The following is a 22,572-nucleotide window of genomic DNA, read 5'->3' on the forward strand; positions in this document are numbered from 1 at the left end:
ATGAATTTGACCTTAAACGAGGCTCTTATACATATATTGTGACATGATTTTAATTTTATTAACAATGTTAAATAGAATCCTAAGTATTATGTATGGTAGATAAAATAATGACAACAGCAATAATTATATTTTTAATTTTAATATTCACTGTGACTTTACACTTATATTATCTAAGTGTTTGTGATAAAATATATAAAGTTAAATTTGTGCGTACATACATAAAAGAAAAAGTTTTATACTGAATCATAATTAAAATAAATACGCATATTGAATTTAGGATTTAATATTTTGTTTAAATTATTTAATCAGTCACTTAATGACTGATTTATTTTATTGCTTGAATCCAAAGTATGATTTTACAACAAAGGAAGTTATGAAGAAATGGATAATAATCAATCCTATTTATTAAAATTACACAAGCAAACAGACGAAAACATAGAAACTCTAAGAACGTTTGCAGAAGAAAATAGTGTCCCAATTGTAGATAGACTTACGCTTGAGATGATAAAGCAAGTAATCAGATTACATAAACCAACGAACATATTAGAAATTGGTACTGCTATTGGCTATAGTGCTATGCAATTTGCTTCGATATCAAAAGAAATTAAAGTGACGACAATAGAACGTGATGAAGAAATGATAAATAAAGCAAAAGCAAATATAGATTTATATGGTTTTAATAACCAAGTAAAACTAGTTGAAGGAAATGCGTTAGAACAGTTCAATCAGGTGAACGATCATACGTATGATATGATATTTATTGATGCAGCTAAAGCACAGTCAAAGAAATTTTTTGAACTATATACACCAATCTTAAAAGATGGTGGTGTTGTCGTTACAGATAATGTTTTATACCACGGTTTTGTCTCAGATATATCAATAGTACGGACACGAAATGTACGTCAAATGGTTAAAAAAGTAATAGAGTATAATGAATGGTTAATCAATCATGAAGGATACACAACTAATTTTTTAAACATAGATGATGGTTTAGCAATTTCAATTAAAGGAGAATCACAATGACAGAATTATTAGTTACACCCAAATCTGTTAATCATATTGAAGTGTTAATTGAAAAAGGGGCTGATGCGTTTGTGATAGGTGAGCAGAAATTTGGGTTGAGGCTTGCTGGTGAATTTAATAGAGAGGCCATGCGAGAAGCTGTAAACCTGGCTCACAGTAAAGATAAAAAGATATATGCAGCTGTGAATGGGCTTTTTCACAACTATCATTTAAATGCTGTTGAATCATATATAGAATTTTTACACGAAATTAACGTGGATCGTATTATTTTTGGTGACCCTGCAGTAATCATGTTTGTTAAAAATCAGGACAACCCGATTCCACTTAATTGGGATGCTGAAACGTTAGTTACAAATTATTTTCAGTGTAATTACTGGGGTAAAAAAGGTGCCAAACGTGCACAATTAGCAAGAGAGTTAAATTTAGAAGAAATACTAAATATAAAAGCGAATGCAAATGTAGAAATTGAAGTACAAGTCCATGGCATGACATGTATGTTTCAATCTAAGCGCATGTTGTTAGGGAACTATTACACATTCCAAGAGCGACAATTAAAAATTGAGCGTAATCTAGTAGCTGATGAATTATTATTATATGACGAAGAACGTGATAACAAATATCCAGTTTTCGAAGATTATAATGGAACACACATTATGTCTCCGCATGATATATGCTTAATAGAAGAATTAGACGTTTTATTAGAGGCTGGTATAGATGCATTAAAAATTGATGGTGTGTTACAGTCAGAAGAATATATAAATGTATGTACTGAACAATACAGAGAAGCCATTGATTTATATAATGAAGACCCCGAAGCCTATGAAGATGAAAAATTTATGCTAGTTGATCCAATTGAAGCGATACAACCAGAACATCGACCATTTGATGAGGGATTCTTATATAAACAAACAGTATATTAATGGAGGTTGAACAGTGGAAATTTTAGAAGAAATTAATATTCAAAATAAACCTAAAATGAAAAAGCCTGAACTTCTTGCACCAGCTGGAAATTTAGAAAAACTGAAAATCGCCGTACATTATGGGGCAGATGCTGTTTTTCTAGGTGGACAAGCATACGGTTTGAGATCAAACGCTGATAACTTTACACTAGCAGAAATAAAAGAAGGCGTTGAATTTGCCCAACGATATAATGCTAAAATTTATGTTACTACCAACATAATCGCTCATGATGAAAACATGGAAGGTTTAGATGACTATTTGCGTGACTTAGCATTGGCGGGTGTTACAGGCATTATTGTTGCAGATCCGTTAATTATTGAGACTTGTAAAAGCGTTGCGCCAGAATTAGAAATTCATTTATCTACGCAACAATCTCTTTCAAATTATAAAGCGGTTGAATTTTGGAAAGAAGAAGGTTTGGATAGAGTTGTTTTAGCACGTGAGACCGGTGCAATGGAAATGAAAGAAATGAAAGAGCAAGTAGATATCGAGATTGAATCATTTATACATGGAGCTATGTGTATTGCTTATTCAGGTAGATGTACTTTAAGTAATCATATGACTGCAAGAGATTCAAACAGAGGCGGCTGTTGTCAAAGTTGCCGTTGGGATTATGATCTACTGCAAGTGGAATCTGACGGGGAATTAGATTTATATTATGGTGATGAAGAAGTGACGCCATTTGCAATGAGTCCGAAAGATTTAAAATTAATAGAATCAATTCCAAATATGATGGATATTGGTGTTGATTCATTGAAAATAGAAGGACGTATGAAATCAATTCATTATATTGCTACAGTTGTTTCTGTTTATAGAAAAGTAATTGATGCTTACGCCAATGACCCTGAAAATTTCAAAATCAAACAGGAATGGTTGATAGAATTAGATAAATGCGCCAATAGAGATACTGCTTCTGCTTTTATAGAAGGGACACCTGGTTATGAAGAGCAAATGTTCGGACATCAAAATAAGAAAAATTCAGCTTATGACTTCTGTGGATTAGTATTAGATTATGATGAGAAAACTAAGATTGCAACGATTCAACAACGAAATAAGTTTGAGCCTGGGCAAGAAATAGAATTTTTTGGACCAGAAATTGAGACTTTTCGACAAGTTGTAGAAACAATTTATGACGAAGAAGGTAATGAACTTGATGCTGCCCGTCACCCATTACAAATTGTGCAAATTAAAGTTAATCATCCAATTTATGCAAATAACATGATGAGAAAGGAAATTGGATAATGAAAAGTACAACAATAATCGGTATAGCTGGTGGGTCTGGATCAGGTAAAACATCAGTCACAAATGAAATTATGAAAAATTTAGAAGGTCATAGTGTTGCACTATTGGCTCAAGACTATTATTATAAAGACCAATCGCATTTAACTTTTGATGAACGTTTGGAAACCAATTATGACCATCCTTTTGCTTTTGATAATGACTTGTTAATTGAAAATTTAACCGACTTAAGAAATGGTAAGCAGGTTGAAGTGCCAACGTACGATTATACAAATCATACAAGAAGTGAGGAAACGATTGCATTTGAGCCAAAAGATGTTATTATCGTAGAAGGTATATTTGCACTTGAAAACAAAACATTAAGAGATTTAATGGATGTAAAAATTTATGTCGATACAGATGCTGATTTACGTATATTAAGACGTCTTCTTAGGGACACTGAAGAAAGAGGGCGTACAATGGATTCTGTAATTAATCAATATCTAAATGTAGTTCGACCAATGCACAATCAATTTATAGAACCTACAAAAAGATACGCAGATATTATTATTCCAGAAGGTGGAAGTAATAAAGTAGCAATCGATATAATGACAACTAAGATTCAAACTTTAGTAAGTAAACAATAGTATTTATATGTAAAGGAAGATGACATAATGGAAAATCAAAAACAATATCCAATGACTCAAGAAGGATTTGAAAAGTTAGAAAAAGAACTTGAAGAATTAAAAACAGTTAAGCGACCTGAAGTCGTTGAAAAAATTAAAGTTGCACGTTCTTTTGGTGATTTATCGGAGAACTCAGAGTATGATGCAGCTAAAGATGAGCAAGGTTTTATTGAACAAGATATCCAACGTGTAGAACATATGTTGCGTAATGCACTTATTATTGAAGATACCGGTGATAATAACCAAGTGCAGTTAGGTAAAACAGTAACTTTTGTAGAATTACCTGGCGATGAAGAAGAAGAATATCAAATCGTTGGTTCTGCAGAATCAGATGCGTTTAAAGGAAAAATCTCTAACGAATCACCAATGGCAAAAAGCTTGATTGGGAAAAAATTAGATGATGAAGTACGCGTACCATTACCAAATGGTGGAGAAATCAACGTAAAAATTGTTAATATTAAATAATATAATTAAGTACCCCCTAACAGAGCTTTTAACTGTTAGGGGGTACTTACTATACTTATGAATTGTATTTAAAAACATCAAAACTCATTTTATAGTATATTGCTAAAAATAACTCAATTTATTAATTAAATTTTAAGGTTTTATGTATTTGTATTTATTATTGTTGTTGATAATTATTTACTATTAAACAAGAAAATAAAATGAATGATACAATGATATTGTTAATCTCTTGATAAAGTTTTTATTCAAAATTAATTGTAGAAAGCATAAAGGGGGATATGTTTTGGAGTATAAATTAATAAACGAGCAAACCATTATGATTTATTTCGAAGCGCAAATAAATCCAGATATTTTTAATAAAGTTCAGCAAATCAGTAATTATATTACAAAGCAAAATCATCCTGCAATTGTAGATATTGTACCGAGCTATAGAGCAATTATGCTCAATATTGATATCGCACAATGTGATGTTAAACAAGTAGTTAAAGAGCTTAAATTAGAGCAATTAAATAATAAAATGGAAGCGCATACAAATGAGAACGCTAAGCAAATCAGTATTCCTGTCCTTTATGGTGGAGCTCATGGTCAAGATCTAAAAGAAGTCGCTTCATACCATGATTTATCAGAAGCAGAAGTTGTGCAATTACACACTGAAAATACATACCTAATATACATGCTTGGCTTTATGCCTGGTTTTCCTTTTTTAGGAGGTTTGAATTCACAATTACATACTCCTAGAAGAAAAGAACCAAGAACAAGTATACCTGCTGGTTCAGTTGGTATTGCTAATAATCAAACTGGGTTATATCCAAAGGATTCACCAGGCGGATGGCAGATAATTGGCCGTACACCTATACAAGTATTTGATATTAATCGATCTCCAATGTGTTTGTATAATTCTGGAGATACCATTAAGTTTTATTCAATTGATGAAGAAACATTTGATCATATACAACAGGCACAACTACAAGATGATTTTGATATTGAAAAGTGGGTGAATAAGTAGTATGAGTATTAAAATATTAAATCCGGGGCTATTTAGTACAGTTCAAGATTTAGGTAGAGTAGGTTACCAAGATCAAGGTTTCTCCACAGCTGGTGCTTTAGATACTTACGCTTTAAGAATGGGGTATACATTAATAGGTAATAATGGACCTGCTATTGAATATACTATTGTTGGACCGACAATACAATTTCTAACGGATAATACATTTGTGCTTACAGGCGGGCAATTTGAAGCGACTTTAAACAATCAAGTTATCTCATCTCAAACAGTAATTTTTGTGAAGAAGGGAGATGAATTAAAAATAGGCTCAGTTGTTGATGGGGCAAGGGGTTATATATTGTTTGGTAAGCCACTTAATATACCAAAAGTAGCCAATAGTTATTCAACACATACTAGAAGTAAGATAGGTGGCTATAAAGGCAGAGCTTTAAAATCTAATGATGTAATTACGTGCCAACAAAATAATATGTATGCCGAGCGTATAGGATTAAGTTGTCCGGTTGAGGCAATAAATCAGCAAGTAATTCATATAATTGAGGGTCCTCAAATAGAGAGTTTTAGTAATGAGGCTAAACAAAAATTAGTAAACGAAGGCTTTAAAATTTCAGAAAAATCAGACCGTATGGGTTTTCGTTTACAAGGTGAAAAAATCGCGCCAATAGAATCTGCAGATATTATTTCTGAACCTGTAGCTCTGGGTAGTATACAAGTTCCAAATGATGGTAATCCTATTATTTTATTAAATGATAAACAAACGGTTGGTGGCTACACTAAAATTGCAACGGTGTGTGCTGCCGATTTATCGCTTATTGCACAGAAACAACCTAATGAAACAGTTAAGTTTGAATGGATAACGGTAGAAGCAGCTATAGAAAAACTACATCAAAAAGAACGAGAACTTAATGAAAAACAAAATGAAGTATTAAAAGCACCTATTTTTGATACATCTCAAATGAGAAAGACTTCAACTCGAATTAATAAATTGCTTAAAGGAGAATAGTAATGAATTTAGAAAAAGTAGAACAATTAATCAAATTGGTTAAAACAAATGAAGTTAAGAAATTTACCTATAAAGATTTTGAACATGAAATCTCAATAGATTTCACTGAAGGTGGAGCTAATAATAATGTTTCAAACCAGCCATCTAATCAGTCAAGTGCAGGAAATTCAAACGATACGTCACAGGAGGAAACAACTGAATCAAGTTACCAGTCAGTCAAATCACCTATGGTCGGAACATTTTTCTTGCAAGACGAGAAAGAGTTAACCAATCCAATCGTAAAAGTTGGTGACGAAATTAAAAAAGGAGATACGATTGGTTATATAGAAGCGATGAAAGTTTTAAATGAAGTAACAAGTGACGTTGCCGGTGTGGTTGATGAAATTCTTGTAGATCACGGTTCTAATGTTGAATACAATCAACAAATCATAAATGTGAAATAAGTTTGTATAAAGGGGTGTTTCTATGTATCGTTGTTTAATCGCTAACAGAGGTGAAATTGCAGTAAGAATTATTCGAGCTTGTAGAGAGCTTAATATTGAAACGGTTGCAATATACGCTCTAGGAGATGAGAAAAGTTTACATGTAAGTTTAGCGGATCAAGCAGTTTGTATCGGTGAAGCTAATCCATTAGAAAGTTATCTAAACCAGGACAGAATTATAAGTGCAGCTAAAATTACAGGCGCGAATGCAATTCATCCAGGCTATGGATTTCTATCAGAAAGTTCCTCTTTTGCCCGAAAAGTAGAAGACAATGATATCTACTTTATCGGTCCCACGCAAAAAACGATGGAAATGATGGGGGATAAAATCACAGCGAGACAAACTGTAGATAACGCTGGCGTACCGATTATTCCAGGATCGACTAAAGCTGTAGAATCAATTGAAGAAGTGCAAAACATTGCAAAAGAAATTGGTTATCCGCTTGTACTGAAAGCTGCTAGCGGTGGTGGCGGTAAAGGTATTAGGATTGTTAAAACAGAAGATATGCTTACTAAATCTTTTAAAGAGGCAAAAAGCGAAGGTGAAAAATATTTTGATGATGATCGTATTTATGTAGAATCATTTATACCAGTTGCCAAACATGTTGAAGTTCAAGTGATAGGTGATGGGAATGGGAATTACATACATTTAGGTGAAAGAGATTGTTCAGTACAAAGGAAAAATCAAAAGTTGATCGAAGAATCACCGTGTGCAGCTATAACTGATGAAATGAGAAAATCTATGTGTTTAGATGCAGTTAAGGTTGCAAATGCTTCAAATTATAGGAGCGCAGGCACCATAGAATATTTAGTTACTAAAGATGCATACTATTTCATTGAAATGAATGCACGTATCCAAGTAGAACATACTGTAACTGAGATGAGAACTAATAGAGATTTATTACAAGCGCAACTTTATTTGATGCAACATGGCACGTTGCCATTTAATCAGGAAGATATTGTTTTTGATGGCCATGTAATTGAAGCAAGAATTAATGCTGAAAATCCAGAAAAACAATTTCAACCTTCACCGGGTACAGTTAAATCTTTACATTTACCACAAGGGTTTAATATTCGTGTAGACAGTTTATTATATTTCGGGTACAAAGTTTCCCCTAATTATGATTCATTAGTTGCCAAGGTAATTGTTAAATCATCTACTCGTCAATTAGCGATTAAGAAATTAAAAGTAGTACTTGATGAAATGGTTATAGATGGGTTTACAACTACTGCGGATTTCCTATATGCTGTATTATCTTATCCTTTATATGCGGAAGGAAATGCTGAAGAAGTAGATATCAAGTTTTTAGATAGGCATCAAATCATTAAGGAGGAAATGACATGAAAGTGGATTTAAATTGTGATTTAGGTGAAGCATTTGGTAATTATTCTTTTGGTGGAGACAAAGATATTATTCCCCTAGTTACATCAGCAAATATTGCTTGTGGTTTTCATGCTGGTGATCAACATGTTATGAACCAAACGATTGAACTCGCAAAAAAACATGATATTGGAATTGGCGCACATCCAGGTTTACCAGATTTGCAAGGGTTTGGTCGTAGAAATATGGATATTACACCGAATGAAATTTATGATATTGTAGTTTATCAACTGGGTGCACTTTACGGATTTTGTAAAATACATGATGTTTCAATGAATCATGTGAAACCACATGGCGCACTATATCAAATGGGAGCGAGAGATAAAGCAGTTGCACAAGCAATTGCACAAGCTGTTTATGACTTTGATGAGTCATTGATATTTGTTGGACTTTCCAATACATTGCTAATATCTGAAGCTAAATCAGTTGGACTAGCAACTGCTTCGGAAGTATTCGCTGACAGACGTTATGAAGATGATGGTCAGCTTGTAAGTAGAAAAGATGCCAATGCACTTATAACAGATACAAATGAAGCTATCGAACAAGTTATAAATATGGTAAAATCGCAAAAAGTTATTACTAAAAATAACAATACAATAGCTATAGAAGCTGATACTATTTGCGTACACGGAGATGGTGCGCATGCGCTTGAATTTGTATCGCAAATAAGAGAGAGATTGTCGAAAGAAGGTATTTCTATTTCGAGGCTGGAGGGCTAAATTATGGGGGAGAAATTAAAGTCAGGTGAGCAAGAATTTAAGTTTACTAAGAACCACAAAAGGCTACTGTTAGGATCAGTGTTTTTAATGGCAACTTCCGCAATAGGACCGGCATTTTTAACACAAACCGCGGTCTTCACTGCACAATTCGCTTCAAGTTTTGCGTTTGCAATTTTGTTATCAATAATTATTGATATAGGTGCTCAAATTAATATTTGGCGTGTACTTGTTGTAACTGGAAAACGAGGACAAGAAGTAGCTAATGAAATATTTAATGGTTTGGGAACGTTTATTTCAATTCTTATTGCAATAGGTGGTCTCGCATTTAACATCGGTAACATCGCTGGTGCAGGACTAGGACTAAATGCTATTTTTGGTTTAGATATTAAAATTGGCGCAGCCATTACGGCTGTCCTATCAATTGGTATATTTATCAGTAAAAGCGGACAGAAAATAATGGATGTAGTGACAATGTTCTTAGGCGTATTGATGATTATTGTAATAGCATTTGTCATGTTTAAAGCTAATCCACCTTATGCTGAAGCGGCTAAACACCTAGTAATGCCTGAACAACCACTTGCACTAGTATTACCTATTATTACTTTAGTGGGTGGTACAGTTGGGGGCTATATTACTTTTGCGGGAGCGCATAGAATATTAGATTCTGGTATACAAGGGAAGGCCTATTTACCATTTGTTAATAAAGCTGCTGTCTCTGGTATTTTAACGACAGGGGTTTTAAGAACATTGCTATTTTTAGCAGTACTAGGTGTAGTAGTTACAGGTGTAACATTAAACTCAGAAAATCCACCGGCTTCTGTGTTTGAACATGTTCTAGGACCAATAGGACGTAATATCTTTGGTGTTGTATTATTTTCTGCAGCCATGTCATCAGTGATTGGTTCGGCATATACGAGTGCTACGTTTTTAAAGACACTTCATAAATCAGTTTATAATAAAACAAATATCATTGTAATTAGTTTTATTGTGTTTTCAACTTTAGTGTTCTTATTACTAGGTAAGCCTGTAACATTATTAATCGTTGCAGGTGCGTTAAATGGTTTGATTTTACCTATTACGTTAGGTACAATATTGATCGCTAGTAAACGTAAATCTATTGTTGGAGATTACAAACACCCAACATGGATGCTGATTTTCGGTATTGTGGCAGTAGTTGTAACTATCGTAACTGGCGTATTTTCACTACAAGGGCTAACTGAATTATTTGGTTCGTGATACATTTTTGATACAGTTTTTAAGTTATTGAAATAGTAGTCTATTTTTTGATTAAATGTGTAACATATAAATATCTTATAGTCTGAGAATAGTGAGTTTTGAATCAAATTTAAAAAACAGCGTAAAACATTTTTTTGTATAGCTCGATATATGCATAGTGCTTTTTACTATTAAAATATATACATCATTAGGTTCAGCATTTCCTCTTAGTTCTCCAAGTATTACACTTATTTGTTTAAGAGGGGCTATTCCTAATGATGTTTTTGTTATTATAATATTAATGGTTTTTATTTTTATGCGTCGGATATACATTAATTTAACTTAGTGTTAATATTTATTTGGGTAAATTTATGAATGAAGGATGAATAACGTTGATAATATTAACAATGCTTGTTTTGGGAATTATCTTAGGATTTGTTGGAGCAGGTGGAGCAGGTGTAATTATTGCTGTTCTTACTGTTTTTTTTAATGTTCCTATTCATTATGCTATAGGAACGTCTTTGCTTGGTTTAGTATCGACTTCTTTATTTGGCTCCATTAGTCATTATAGAGAAAAAAACGTTGATGTTAAAATTGCTTGTTTATTGGGATTTACAGGTGGTATTGGTGCTTTAATTGCCTCTTTCATAGTAAAACACATACCTCAAAATGATTTGAATTATATGACTGCTGGTGCCTTGTTTGTATCAGGACTAATCCTATGGTTAAAGTTAGCTATAAAACCCAAGAGCAATGTAACAAATGTGTATACTAAAAAAGTACTTTTAGTATCGATTATAATTGGTTTCGCACTAGGAATGATATCAGGCTTATTTGGTATCGGATCGGCTGCTTTTATTCAATTAACTTTATTGTTGGTAATAGGGTTAAGTGTGCAAATTTCAGTAGGCACTACAATGTTAGTCATGCTTCCAATTTCTTTAATAGGTGGAATTGGGTACATAATTAATGGGAATGTTGATTTACTATTATTAATTAAAGTTATTTTAGGAACTTCAATTGGTTCATATATTGGAGCGAAATTCACTAATAAATTGAGGCCTCTAGTTTTAAAGATATCTATGGTCTCAGTTCCAATAATTGGAGGATTAATATTAATTATTAATTAAAACAGGATGCAAACACAAAACAGCCTCCTAAATGAATAGGTTCATTTTTGTGTTTTATAAAAATTCGTGTTACAGTTTTTGTTGCAAAAGTGTATTAATGTTTTGATTGAATAATATGAACTTCTTGTGTTCAGCACGCAATCTTAATTATATTATCAACTTACTTTTATATAATTAATGTATTATTGATTTGCTCTGAAATCGCCTTAATAGTCCGACAAAGATGCTGATTTTCAGTATTGTTACAGTAGTTGTAACTATTGTAACTGGAGTGTTCTCACTGCAAGGACTAACTGAATTATTGAGTAGTTAATAAAATAATTTTATAAAACCCTGTAAGTAATGCTATTAGCGCATGCTTACAGGGTTTTAACTATTAAAAGTGTAATAGTTAAATACGATAGAAATAATTTAGATTAATAATCAAAATAGATAATGAATTGAATATTTGGAATTTGTATAAAAACATAGATCTAATATCGAGCTATACTTTTAAATGTGGTAGAATAACTAAGGCTAGGATTTTAAGATGAGGTGAATAAATGTGATTGGTATTATAGGTGCTATGGAAGAAGAAGTAGCAATCTTAAAAGATAAAATAGAAAATTTAGAAGAAATTAAAATAGCGCATGTAATCTTTTATAAAGGGAATTTAGAAGGTAAAGACATAATTCTTACACAAAGTGGTATTGGTAAAGTGAATGTAGCGATATCAACTACATTATTAATTAATCAATTTAAACCTGACTTAATTATTAATACAGGTTCTGCCGGAGCATTAGATAAATCACTAAATGTAGGAGACGTTGTCGTAAGTGATATGGTTGCCTATCATGATGCAGATGCACGAGCTTTTGGCTATCAACTAGGACAAATCCCGCAGATGCCGGCACAATTTGTTGCAAATAAAAAATTAATAGACAAAGCAACAGAAGCTATTAAGCAACAACAGATTAATGCAAAGACTGGTTTGATTGTCAGTGGTGACAGTTTTATTGGTACAAGTGAACAACGCATGACAATTAAAGCAAACTTTCCACAAGCTATGGCAGCGGAAATGGAAGCTACTGCTATTGCACAAACTTGTCATCAATTTAACGTGCCATTTATAATTACTCGAGCAATTTCAGACTTAGCAGATGGAGATGCTGGTATTACATTTGAAGCATTTTTAGAAAAAGCAGCAATATCTTCAAGTGAAATCGTAGAACGCTTAATTAAAACTATATAAAAAGGTGAAAATAAAATGGGTATGATAAAGCATTATTTTATGCCAAATGAATATGTTCAATCTATATTTCAAATAGATGTTGAAAAACTTGCAGCTTCTGGTGTAAAAGGTATAATTACAGATTTAGATAATACACTTGTAGGTTGGGATGTATCTGAGCCTACAGAAGCTGTTAAACAATGGTTTGAACAAGCGAAAGAAGCAGGTATTACAGTAACAATTGTATCTAATAACAATAAGCAACGTGTTGGAAGTTTCTCACAATCATTAGAAGTTGATTATATATTTAGAGCGAAAAAACCAAGAGGTAGGGCTTTTAACCAAGCATCAAAATTAATGAATTTGAAACCTTCTGAGATTGTAGTAATAGGTGATCAAATGCTAACAGACGTATTTGGTGGTAATAGAAGAGGTTTATTTACAATTATGGTTGTTCCTGTAAAACAAACAGATGGTTTTATAACAAAATTCAACCGATTAATCGAGCGTAGATTATTACAACACTTTAGAAAAAAAGGTTATATCACATGGGAGGAAAACTGATTGACTGAAACAGAAACATTAAAATGTATTGGCTGCGGTGCACCATTACAAGCTGAAGATCCAAATGCACCTGGGTATGTACCAGAGCATAATTTATATCGTGAAGATGTCATTTGTAAGAGATGCTTTAGATTGAAAAATTACAACGAAGTACAAGATGTAGGACTAGAGAGTGAAGACTTCCTAAAATTACTCAATGGCTTAGCTGATAGAAGCGGTATTGTTGTAAATGTTGTTGATGTGTTTGACTTTGAAGGTTCATTTATTAATGCAATTAAACGCATTGTAGGTAATAAAAAGATTATTTTAGTAGCCAATAAAGTAGATTTATTACCTAAACAAATTAATAAGCGTCGTGTGAAAGAATGGTTGAAAAAGACTGCTAGAAAATATGGCTTAGAAGCTGATGATGTTGTACTTATTTCTGCTGAGAAAAATGAAGGGATTGAAGATTTATTAAACTCAATCAATACATTAAGAAACAGTGAAGACGTATATATCGTAGGTACGACAAATGTTGGTAAGTCAACGCTTATTAATAAATTAATCGAACGTAGCGTTGGTGAAAAAGACGTAGTTACAACATCAAGATTTCCTGGTACGACATTAGACATGATTGATATTCCATTGGATGATGTTTCCTTCATGTACGATACACCTGGTGTTATTCAAGAACATCAGATGACGCATTATGTCACTGAAAATGAACTTAAGACAATCATGCCGAAAAAGGAAGTTAAACAACGTATATACCAATTGAATGAAGGGCAAACTTTATTCTTTGGTGGACTAGCACGAATAGATTATGTAAGTGGTGGCAAACGCCCATTAATCTGCTATTTTTCTAATGAATTAAATATACATCGTACTAAAACTGAAAACGCAAATGAATTGTGGAGAAATCAGTTAGGTGCGGTTCTTGCACCACCTAATAACCCAGAACATTTTGATTTGCAAAATGTTAAAGCGGTAAGGTTAGAAACTGGAAAAGAAAAACGCGATGTTATGATTTCAGGTTTAGGGTTTATTACAATTGATGAAGGTGCTAAAGTTATAATTCGTGTACCTAAAAATGTTGATGTAGTGTTAAGAAATTCAATAATGTAAGGGGGTATAAACATGAAATACGCAGTAATAGGTAACCCAATAGCACATTCATTATCCCCAATTATGCATAATGCGAATTTTGATGCGTTAAACAATCCATCATCTTATGAAGCAATTAACATATCAGAAGATCAATTTCATTTAATAAAAGAAATTATTGATGAAAAAGCACTTTCTGGATTTAATGTGACAATTCCTCATAAAGAAAATATATTGCCATATTTAGATGAAATAGATGAGCAAGCGGAGACAGTTGGCGCCGTGAATACGGTGAAAATTGAAGATGGTAAATGGATTGGCTACAATACAGATGGTATTGGGTATGTAACTGGCTTAAAACAAGTATATCCAGATTTGGAAAATGCTTATATATTAATTTTAGGTGCTGGTGGTGCAAGTAAAGGTATTGCAAATGAATTAGTTAAACACGTTCACTCTAAATTAACAATTGCTAATAGAAATTTGAAACGCTTTGAAAATTGGAATTTAGATGTGAACCAAATTACTTTGAATGAAGCTGAAAAAGCACTCGATGAATTTGATATCGTGATTAATACAACACCTGCTGGCATGCATGAAAATAAGGAAGTAGTTATAAATCTAGACAATTTAGATTCACGTACTTTAGTTAGTGATATCGTGTATGTACCTTTTAAAACACCCATTTTAGAAATAGCAGAAGCAAAAGGAAACCCAATTCACAATGGCCTTGATATGTTTGTATACCAAGGTGCCGAGAGTTTTAAAATATGGACTAATGAACTACCTCAAATCCAAATTATGAAAGAGGCAGTTTTAAAGCATTTATAAAGGAGCTAATTATGTTAACAGGTAAGCAAAAAAGATTTTTACGCAGTAAGGCCCATAATATCGACCCAACTTTTCAAATAGGTAAAGCTGGTATAAATGATAATATGGTAGATCAACTTCAAGATATTTTAGAAAATAGAGAGTTAATTAAAATACATGTGTTACAGAATAATTCTGAAGATAAAAATGATTTAGCACAGACTTTAAGTGATGCAACACGTAGTGATATTGTGCAAGTAATCGGGTCTATGATTGTGTTGTATAAAGAATCACAAGACAATAAGCAAATTCAATTACCGTAATGACGAAATCAATCGTAATATATGGTGGGCAGTTTAACCCGATTCATCTCGCTCACATGGTAGTAGCTAGTGAAGTTAATGATGTTATTAAGCCGGATATATTTTATTTTTTACCTAGTTATATGTCGCCTTTAAAAGTTCATGATAATTACTTAGACGCAAATCATAGAGTTGCAATGATTCATAAAGTTATTAAAGAACTTGGCTTTGGCGAAGTATATCTAGATGAAATAGAGCGAAAGGGACAAAGCTATACATTTGATACAGTTCGTTCTATGTTAGAAAAAAATCCCGAGGCTAAAATATATCTAGTGATTGGCACTGACCAGTATAATCAACTAGATAAGTGGTATAAAATAGATGAATTAAAAGCGCTCATCACATTTGTAATTGTTAATAGAGAAAAGGCCCAACAAAATGTTGATCCAGGTATGATAGCAATTACAATCCCACGCATTGATATTAGTTCAACATTAATTAGAGATAGAATAAAATCTAATAGAAATATTCAAGTTTTAGTTCCTCCTAGTGTTGAAGAATATATCCGAGAGGAAGGATTATATGAAAATTGATCAAGCAGTTGAAATTGTTAAAGAGAAATTGCCTGAAAAAAGGTTTAACCATTCATTAAGAGTAGCAGAAACAGCTGTGAAATTAGCAGATATTTATGATGGTGACAAAGATAAAGCTGAACTGGCAGGTATTTTACATGATTATTCAAAGTACGATGATTTAGGTTCAATGTATCAAATTGTTACACAACACGATTTAGATCGCAATTTATTAAGTTACGGTTCTGAAATTTTACATGGCCCAGTTTGTGCAGTAATTATGAAGGAACACTATGGTATTAAAGATGAAGAGGTATTACTCGCAATAAAAAACCATACGACTGGCCGCGCTCAAATGACAAAGACTGAAAAACTTGTATTTATTGCAGATTATATAGAACCTGGCCGTCAGACCCCAGGCGTTGAAGAAATTAGAGATTTAGCATACAATCAGGGTAGCTTAGATAAAACAATATACGAAATATCTAAGCGAACAGTGTTATATTTAATTAATAAAGATATTAATGTTTATGACGCAACGATTGCATGTTTAAATTATTATAATTACAGTGACGAAAGAGTAAAGGATGATTAGATGAAATCAGATCAACTATTAAAGCTAGCTGTCGAAGCAACAGAGAATAAAAAAGCAGAAGATATTATTTCATTAAATATGAAAGGTATTAGCGATATGACAGATTATTTCGTAGTTTGTCACGGAAATAATGAAAAACAGGTTCAATCAATTGCACGTGCAGTTAAAGACGTCGCTAACGAAGCAGAAATTGAAGTTAAGCGTATGGAAGGCTTTAATGAAGCGAGATGGATTCTTATTGATTTAGCTAATGTAGTCGTTCATGTTTTCCATAAAGACGAAAGAGATTATTACAATATTGAAAAATTATATAGAGATGCACCATTAGAATCGTATAGACAGGTAGTATATTAATCATGTCTCAATACGAAGAAATGAGCCTGTTTTATGATCAATTAACGCTTGATCAACCTTATGAGTCTTGGTTAGAGATTGTAAATTACTTTGCTGAAAATAAAAACTCTATCCTGGATATAGGATGCGGAACAGGTAGTTTAACCTCATTATTTAATGAATTTAAACAAGTGACTGGTATGGATCTCAGTGTCGATATGCTTGCAATAGCAGCACAAAAATCAAGTCATGTTAATTGGCTAGAAGGCGATATGACTGATTTTCAACTCGACAAATCATTTGATGTAATCACTATTTTTTGCGATTCACTAAATTATCTACCAGAGACAGATGATGTTGTTGCTACTTTTAAACGTGTTTTCGAGCATTTAGATAATAAGGGTGTATTTATGTTTGATGTACACACAAGTTTTAAAATGGATACTTTATTTAACAATCAAAGTTATATTGATGAATCGGATGATGTATTTTTAGGTTGGGAAGCTGTTAAAGGTGAAGAACCGCTAAGTGTATGGCATGATATGTCGTTTTTCATTAGACAATCTGATAGTCAGTATAGCCGATTTGATGAATCGCACTATCAGCGTACCTATTTAGAATCTGATTACAAAGATATGCTTACACAAGTAGGTTTTAAGCATATTCAAACATTTGTAGATTTTGAAATTAATAATCATGATGATGAAGGATACCGCTTATTCTTCATTGTTAAAAAATAAAAGTAAAATCACTCCTTTGTACGTGTATAGTATAAAGGAGTGATTTTTATGTTGCCGCAATGGGAAAGATGGAAAGAAATTATTAGCAAATATAAAATTTTATTTACCTTTATTTCAATCGCTTTATTATTAGCAGTCATTTTATTATGCAATATATTTATTCATTTGGACAACAAAGAAATGAAGGGGATTCCAACAGTATCTATAAACAAAATAAATAAAACTGGAAGCGAACTCCAAACTGATAAAACTGAGACCAACGTTAAACGCAAAGAAAAATCAATTAAGTCCGAAAATGAAATTATTGTTGTAGATATAAAAGGTGCGGTTAAATACCCTAATATCTATGAGATGAAGTCTACAGATAGAGTCAAACAGTTATTAGATAAAGCACAAATTTTGGATAATGCAGATCTTTCAACTATTAACCTTGCAGAAAAGTTGTTGGATCAAAAAGTAATATATATACCCAAAAAGGGAGAATCAGCAATTGCAAATGGTAACGGTTCAAATAAATCTAATGGCCGTCAACAAGAACAAACGTTATCCTTGAAAAATGAAGGCAATGTTGGACAACAAGAGAAAATAAATTTAAATACTGCTAGCGAATCTCAATTGCTAAGTGTTAATGGCATTGGCCCAACAAAAGCTAAATCTATTGTTGAATTTAGAGAACAACATGGCAAATTTGAATCGGTTGATCAATTGAAAGAAGTTAAAGGTATAGGGGCAAAGACACTGGAAAAGATAAGTGATTTCTTTGTGGTTTAAGTTTTTGTTGCATTTTTAGATGATACAAATTAACCTATAATTAAATCGGAATCATATATTAATCATAATACGGAGGACTATTATCATGGATCGCATTAAATGGGAAGAATATTTTATGGCTCAAAGTCATCTGTTGGCATTACGTTCTACTTGTCAACGTTTATCGGTAGGCGCCACTGTTGTAAAAGATAATAGAATTATAGCAGGAGGATATAACGGGTCTGTATCAGGTGAAGTTCATTGCATTGATGAAGGTTGTTTATTAGAAGATGGCCACTGTATACGTACGATACACGCTGAAATGAATGCATTATTACAGTGTGCTAAACAGGGAGTATCTACTGATGGTGCAACAATTTATGTTACACATTTCCCTTGCTTGAATTGTACGAAATCAATTATTCAAGCAGGAATTAAAACAATTTATTACGCTGAAGATTATCACAATCATGATTATGCTTTGAAACTATTAGATCAATCAGGTATCGAACATACAAAAATTCCTTTCAATCAGGAACATGTAGCACAATACTTAATGAATCAGTAATTTTTGGTATTTTATGCATTAGCATATCTAGTTGGTATTTTATGGCTACATGTCAAATCATTGTCGATGCTGATTTTTGTAAACATAATGATAATTGGGATTAGAAAAAAATTAAGATGGTTTCAAATACTATTCATTATATTAATACCAATATTATCGAACTTTTATTTTCAATATCATTTTAAGTATATGGTTGAACAACGTAACTTTTTATTGAAACAAACCTTGCATAGTCATGCTTATTTTATAAATAAGCCAAATTTGAACAATCAAAAGTTAACAGGAAAAGTCAAAATAGGAAAACATACATTCAAATATTATTATCAAATAAAAAGTGAAAACGTTAGGGGAGTACAATCAAAACTTGTTCGGCAAAATTGCAAAATTGATGCTACATTTAAGTCGCACAACAATCAGCCGTATAGCCAACTTTCACTTTTTATAAATAATATTGATTTTAATAGTTGTAGGAAATCAAAAATTGATTATACATATATATTAGATTATCACAAGCAGTATGTATTAAATCGACTTAAATATTTACAAATTGAATCTCCGGGCAAGGTTTTTGCACTTATAAGTGGTGATACATCAGCAATTAGTGCAGACGACATTGAGCAGTATAAAGATATTGGTATATACCATTTATTAGCCATTAGTGGAATGCATATAGCTACATTGACTAGTATAATATATTTTTTGTTAAACCATATGAAATGCCCGATTGTTATCATTAAAATAGTCATTTGCATTATTTTACCATTGTATGTCTTTTATACAGATTTAGCTCCAAGTGCAATAAGAGCAACTATGACTTGTCTCTTATTAATCTTATTATCTAAATCAATTGCAAAAAATGCGCTTAATTTACTATCATTATCATTTATTTTTATGTCTTCGCTTCATCCACCTTTTGTTTATAATATAGGCTTTCAATTCTCTTTTCTTATCACATTTTTTATTTTATTTGCTCTTCCAATATTAGAAAATACTCATTTATTAAAGCGTACTATCTATCTCTCTTTAATTGCGCAACTCGGTTCATTTATTATAAGTGCAATTTATTTTAATCATATCCAGTGGATGGGTATTATAACTAACTTATTTTTTGTACCGTTCTATACATTTATTCTCTTTCCATTTGTCATTTTTTTTGTTATTTTCGCACACTTACCTTTAGAACTAAACTGCCTTATCACAGTTCTGAATTTATTAATGAGGTTTCATGATGCAGTTCTGAATTTATTTATACACATGAACATTTATAAATGGCATGTACCTGAACTTAATGAAATGTTTATTACCTTAACTTTTGTAACAGTTTTTATAGCATTAGTTTTTTTAGTTCATAAATACTATGTATGTTTTATTGTAACTGTGCTTATTTTGTATATCATCTCTACAATCATTCCACATGACGATGCTTATAAATTAACGATGTTAAATGTGAATCAAGGTGATGCATTTCTATTCGAGACAAATGAGAGTGAAAGTATACTTATAGATACTGGTGGCACAGGGGTGGACTCAACAATGAAAGAAAATCATAATATTGCTAAATATCATATAATTCCCACACTTAAAAAGCACGGACTAACATCTATAGATTATATTATTATTTCACATCCTCATATGGATCATATGGGTGAATTAAGTTACTTAATAACTAATTTCAAGATAAAAAATATAATCATAAATACAAAAAGTTTCAACATAAATAAAATAGAATATTTAATTAATCAGAGTAAGCAAAAACATATAAAGCTGATTGATTTTAAAGATATACAGCAATTTAACTTAGGTGAAGCAAATATTACTTTACTTGATTCAACAATTAATTATTCAGAGGATTTAAACGAGCATTCTATCGTTACTTATATAGAATATAATAAAATTAAAATGTTGTTTATGGGGGATGCAAGCATTAATAATGAACAAATACTTTTACGCAATTTTGAATTACCAAAGATAGACATACTGAAAGTGGGCCACCATGGAAGCAAAACAAGTACTAGCAATGAATTTATACAAAAAATACAGCCAAAAATTTGTCTGGTTTCTGTAGGTAAGACAAATAGGTATCATCTACCTAATAAAGAAATTATAACTAAATTAAAAAGCTTGGGTGCTAAAGTTTTCCAATCAAATGAGAACGGAGAGGTAACGATAAAACTCACCCCCAAATTATCTATAAATACCGAAATGAACTAATGATTATATGTAGAGAGATCAATCTCTCCATGCTATAATAATTAAATGCGTAATAGTGATGAAAGGGTGCTAAGGATGAGCGATAAAATTATTACAATTTACGGTGAAGTACCTGAACTTATTGAAAAAAAGTCAGCTGAAGTTATTAACCGTTACTTGAATGCCCCTAAAGATGATTTTAACTTTGTTAAATATAATTTATATGAAAGTGATTTATCTCCTATAATTGAGGAAACACTGACCTTGCCATTTTTTTCTGACAAAAAAGCAGTATTAGTTCAAAATGCTTATGTGTTTACAGGCGAAAAACCGCCTAAAGATCTAAGTCATAATACTGACCAACTTATTGAATTTATTGAAAAATATGACGGTGAAACTTTAATAATATTTGAAGTCTATCAATCAAAATTAGATGAAAGAAAAAAGTTAGTTAAAACATTGAAGAAACAGGCTAATTTAATCAAAATTGAACAAATGACCGAAGAAGAGATAAAAAAATGGATAAAAAATGAACTTCACGAAAATTACAAAGATATAAAACAAGATGCATTAGATTTATTTTTAGAACTTACGGGTATTAATTTTAATATTGTAAAGCAAGAACTTGAAAAAGTAATACTATTTTTAGGTGATAGAGCTACAATTAATAAGCAAGATGTACATCAAATTGTTAATAGAAGTTTAGAGCAAAATGTCTTTTTATTAACTGATTATATTCAGAAAAACAAAAAATCACAAGCTATACAATTAGTGAAAGATTTGATAGCAATGAAAGAAGAACCAATTAAATTATTAGCATTAATTACAAGTAATTATCGGTTGTTTTATCAATGTAAAATATTAGGACAAAAAGGTTACAGTGGTCAACAAATAGCTAAAACAATTAATGTGCATCCATATCGTGTTAAATTAGCTTTGAATCAATCAAGGAATTATCAACTAGAAAAATTATTAAATATAATTGATACATGTGCGGAAACAGATTATAAATTGAAGTCATCATATATGGATAAACAATTAATTTTAGAACTGTTTATTTTATCACTTTAATCATTTTCGGTTAGTTATATTGAAACTGATAGAATCGGTATTGATAGTGTTGAAATAGCTTTTATCAATGGATTTGTAAATAATTTATTCTAAATTTTAAAAGTAATAAAAAACAAACCCAATGCCTTTAGCATTGGGTTTGTTTGATTTGTTAATTCGAGCAGTTGCTTGAATCTGTTTATTATTTAGCAGCTGTCATTAATGAAGACTTGATACGAGCAGCTTTGTTAGTGTGGATTAAGTTGCGTTGCGCAGCTTTATCTACTTTTTTCAAAGCAAAGCTCACTAAGTCAGCTTTGTTATCAGCACCAGCTTCTATAGCTGAATGTGCTCTCTTAACTGCTGTACGCATTTCATTTTTTTGTGAAATATTACGAGCTTCAGCAGTGTGTGTTGTGTTAACACGTTTAATTGCAGATTTAATGTTTGGCATGTGTGTCACCTCCTAAAAGTGATCTTCGCTATCAAAGTTAATTTGATTACAACAAGAAATATT

The 22,572-nt window shown here is 31.8% G+C and carries 26 protein-coding genes; 25 read left to right on the forward strand and 1 reads right to left on the reverse strand.

Annotated elements, in window-relative coordinates:
• Positions 1 to 381 precede the first annotated feature (381 nt).
• The 25 genes from BTM19_RS01195 (at position 382) to holA (ending at position 22,076) form a co-directional block, all read left to right on the forward strand.
• Positions 382 to 1,023, forward strand: coding sequence for an O-methyltransferase (locus BTM19_RS01195; protein WP_069796413.1), 642 nt, complete (start codon positions 382 to 384; stop codon positions 1,021 to 1,023).
• Positions 1,020 to 1,943 (forward strand): peptidase U32 family protein, encoded by a 924-nt coding sequence (locus BTM19_RS01200; RefSeq protein WP_029377135.1) that lies wholly within the window; start codon positions 1,020 to 1,022, stop codon positions 1,941 to 1,943. Before BTM19_RS01195 ends, BTM19_RS01200 begins: the two co-directional genes overlap by 4 nt.
• A 13-nt stretch (positions 1,944 to 1,956) precedes the next feature.
• Positions 1,957 to 3,225: a peptidase U32 family protein gene (locus BTM19_RS01205; protein ID WP_029377136.1), complete on the forward strand. Its 1,269-nt coding sequence runs from the start codon at positions 1,957 to 1,959 to the stop codon at positions 3,223 to 3,225.
• On the forward strand, positions 3,225 to 3,848 hold the full coding sequence (udk, locus tag BTM19_RS01210) for a uridine kinase (protein ID WP_017724641.1): 624 nt from the start codon (positions 3,225 to 3,227) through the stop codon (positions 3,846 to 3,848). Before BTM19_RS01205 ends, udk begins: the two co-directional genes overlap by 1 nt.
• A 27-nt stretch (positions 3,849 to 3,875) precedes the next feature.
• A complete protein-coding gene (greA, locus tag BTM19_RS01215) occupies positions 3,876 to 4,352 on the forward strand; it encodes a transcription elongation factor GreA (protein ID WP_029377137.1) in 477 nt (158 codons plus the stop codon).
• A gap of 283 nt (positions 4,353 to 4,635) precedes the next feature.
• Positions 4,636 to 5,358 (forward strand): 5-oxoprolinase subunit PxpB, encoded by a 723-nt coding sequence (gene pxpB / locus BTM19_RS01220; protein WP_080661252.1) that lies wholly within the window; start codon positions 4,636 to 4,638, stop codon positions 5,356 to 5,358.
• 1 nt (position 5,359) lies between these two features.
• A complete protein-coding gene (locus BTM19_RS01225) occupies positions 5,360 to 6,358 on the forward strand; it encodes a 5-oxoprolinase subunit C family protein (protein ID WP_029377138.1) in 999 nt (332 codons plus the stop codon).
• 2 nt (positions 6,359 to 6,360) lie between these two features.
• Positions 6,361 to 6,801 carry an acetyl-CoA carboxylase biotin carboxyl carrier protein gene (locus BTM19_RS01230; protein ID WP_029377139.1) on the forward strand — a complete coding sequence of 147 codons (441 nt, stop codon included), beginning with the start codon at positions 6,361 to 6,363 and terminating at the stop codon, positions 6,799 to 6,801.
• Positions 6,802 to 6,823: 22 nt separating this feature from the next.
• Entirely contained in the window at positions 6,824 to 8,185 is a 1,362-nt protein-coding gene (locus tag BTM19_RS01235; protein ID WP_029377140.1) for an acetyl-CoA carboxylase biotin carboxylase subunit, read from the forward strand.
• Positions 8,182 to 8,940, forward strand: a complete 759-nt coding sequence (gene pxpA / locus BTM19_RS01240; protein WP_029377141.1) for a 5-oxoprolinase subunit PxpA — start codon at positions 8,182 to 8,184, stop codon at positions 8,938 to 8,940. Before BTM19_RS01235 ends, pxpA begins: the two co-directional genes overlap by 4 nt.
• Positions 8,941 to 8,943: 3 nt before the next feature.
• Positions 8,944 to 10,176 (forward strand): NRAMP family divalent metal transporter, encoded by a 1,233-nt coding sequence (locus BTM19_RS01245; RefSeq protein ID WP_029377142.1) that lies wholly within the window; start codon positions 8,944 to 8,946, stop codon positions 10,174 to 10,176.
• Between the two features lie 371 nt (positions 10,177 to 10,547).
• Entirely contained in the window at positions 10,548 to 11,285 is a 738-nt protein-coding gene (locus BTM19_RS01250) for a sulfite exporter TauE/SafE family protein (RefSeq protein ID WP_029377143.1), read from the forward strand.
• Between the two features lie 544 nt (positions 11,286 to 11,829).
• On the forward strand, positions 11,830 to 12,516 hold the full coding sequence (gene mtnN / locus BTM19_RS01255) for a 5'-methylthioadenosine/S-adenosylhomocysteine nucleosidase (RefSeq protein WP_058625559.1): 687 nt from the start codon (positions 11,830 to 11,832) through the stop codon (positions 12,514 to 12,516).
• Between the two features lie 15 nt (positions 12,517 to 12,531).
• Positions 12,532 to 13,059 carry a YqeG family HAD IIIA-type phosphatase gene (locus tag BTM19_RS01260; RefSeq protein WP_029377145.1) on the forward strand — a complete coding sequence of 176 codons (528 nt, stop codon included), beginning with the start codon at positions 12,532 to 12,534 and terminating at the stop codon, positions 13,057 to 13,059.
• On the forward strand, positions 13,060 to 14,166 hold the full coding sequence (gene yqeH, locus BTM19_RS01265) for a ribosome biogenesis GTPase YqeH (protein ID WP_029377146.1): 1,107 nt from the start codon (positions 13,060 to 13,062) through the stop codon (positions 14,164 to 14,166).
• Positions 14,167 to 14,178: 12 nt separating this feature from the next.
• On the forward strand, positions 14,179 to 14,976 hold the full coding sequence (gene aroE, locus BTM19_RS01270; protein ID WP_029377147.1) for a shikimate dehydrogenase: 798 nt from the start codon (positions 14,179 to 14,181) through the stop codon (positions 14,974 to 14,976).
• 11 nt (positions 14,977 to 14,987) lie between these two features.
• Complete coding sequence (gene yhbY / locus BTM19_RS01275; RefSeq protein WP_029377148.1) at positions 14,988 to 15,278, forward strand: ribosome assembly RNA-binding protein YhbY; 291 nt, start codon at positions 14,988 to 14,990, stop codon at positions 15,276 to 15,278.
• A complete protein-coding gene (gene nadD, locus BTM19_RS01280) occupies positions 15,278 to 15,850 on the forward strand; it encodes a nicotinate (nicotinamide) nucleotide adenylyltransferase (RefSeq protein WP_029377149.1) in 573 nt (190 codons plus the stop codon). Before yhbY ends, nadD begins: the two co-directional genes overlap by 1 nt.
• Complete coding sequence (gene yqeK, locus BTM19_RS01285) at positions 15,840 to 16,424, forward strand: bis(5'-nucleosyl)-tetraphosphatase (symmetrical) YqeK (RefSeq protein ID WP_029377150.1); 585 nt, start codon at positions 15,840 to 15,842, stop codon at positions 16,422 to 16,424. Before nadD ends, yqeK begins: the two co-directional genes overlap by 11 nt.
• On the forward strand, positions 16,425 to 16,778 hold the full coding sequence (gene rsfS / locus BTM19_RS01290) for a ribosome silencing factor (protein ID WP_029377151.1): 354 nt from the start codon (positions 16,425 to 16,427) through the stop codon (positions 16,776 to 16,778).
• Positions 16,779 to 16,780: 2 nt separating this feature from the next.
• Positions 16,781 to 17,497 (forward strand): class I SAM-dependent DNA methyltransferase, encoded by a 717-nt coding sequence (locus BTM19_RS01295; protein ID WP_029377152.1) that lies wholly within the window; start codon positions 16,781 to 16,783, stop codon positions 17,495 to 17,497.
• 48 nt (positions 17,498 to 17,545) lie between these two features.
• Positions 17,546 to 18,268, forward strand: coding sequence for a helix-hairpin-helix domain-containing protein (locus BTM19_RS01300; protein ID WP_038678667.1), 723 nt, complete (start codon positions 17,546 to 17,548; stop codon positions 18,266 to 18,268).
• Positions 18,269 to 18,353: 85 nt separating this feature from the next.
• Positions 18,354 to 18,815, forward strand: coding sequence for a ComE operon protein 2 (locus BTM19_RS01305; protein WP_017724623.1), 462 nt, complete (start codon positions 18,354 to 18,356; stop codon positions 18,813 to 18,815).
• 3 nt (positions 18,816 to 18,818) lie between these two features.
• The gene (locus BTM19_RS01310; RefSeq protein WP_231495826.1) at positions 18,819 to 21,026 is read left to right on the forward strand and encodes a DNA internalization-related competence protein ComEC/Rec2; all 2,208 of its coding nucleotides are present in this window, start codon (positions 18,819 to 18,821) and stop codon (positions 21,024 to 21,026) included.
• A gap of 75 nt (positions 21,027 to 21,101) precedes the next feature.
• Positions 21,102 to 22,076, forward strand: a complete 975-nt coding sequence (holA, locus tag BTM19_RS01315) for a DNA polymerase III subunit delta (protein ID WP_029377155.1) — start codon at positions 21,102 to 21,104, stop codon at positions 22,074 to 22,076.
• 181 nt (positions 22,077 to 22,257) lie between these two features.
• Here holA and rpsT read toward each other — a convergent pair whose 3' ends face one another.
• Positions 22,258 to 22,509 carry a 30S ribosomal protein S20 gene (rpsT, locus tag BTM19_RS01320; protein ID WP_017724620.1) on the reverse strand — a complete coding sequence of 84 codons (252 nt, stop codon included), beginning with the start codon at positions 22,507 to 22,509 and terminating at the stop codon, positions 22,258 to 22,260.
• Between the last annotated feature and the right edge of the window lie 63 nt (positions 22,510 to 22,572).

Source organism: Staphylococcus xylosus (assembly GCF_002732165.1).
GTDB lineage: Bacteria > Bacillota > Bacilli > Staphylococcales > Staphylococcaceae > Staphylococcus > Staphylococcus xylosus.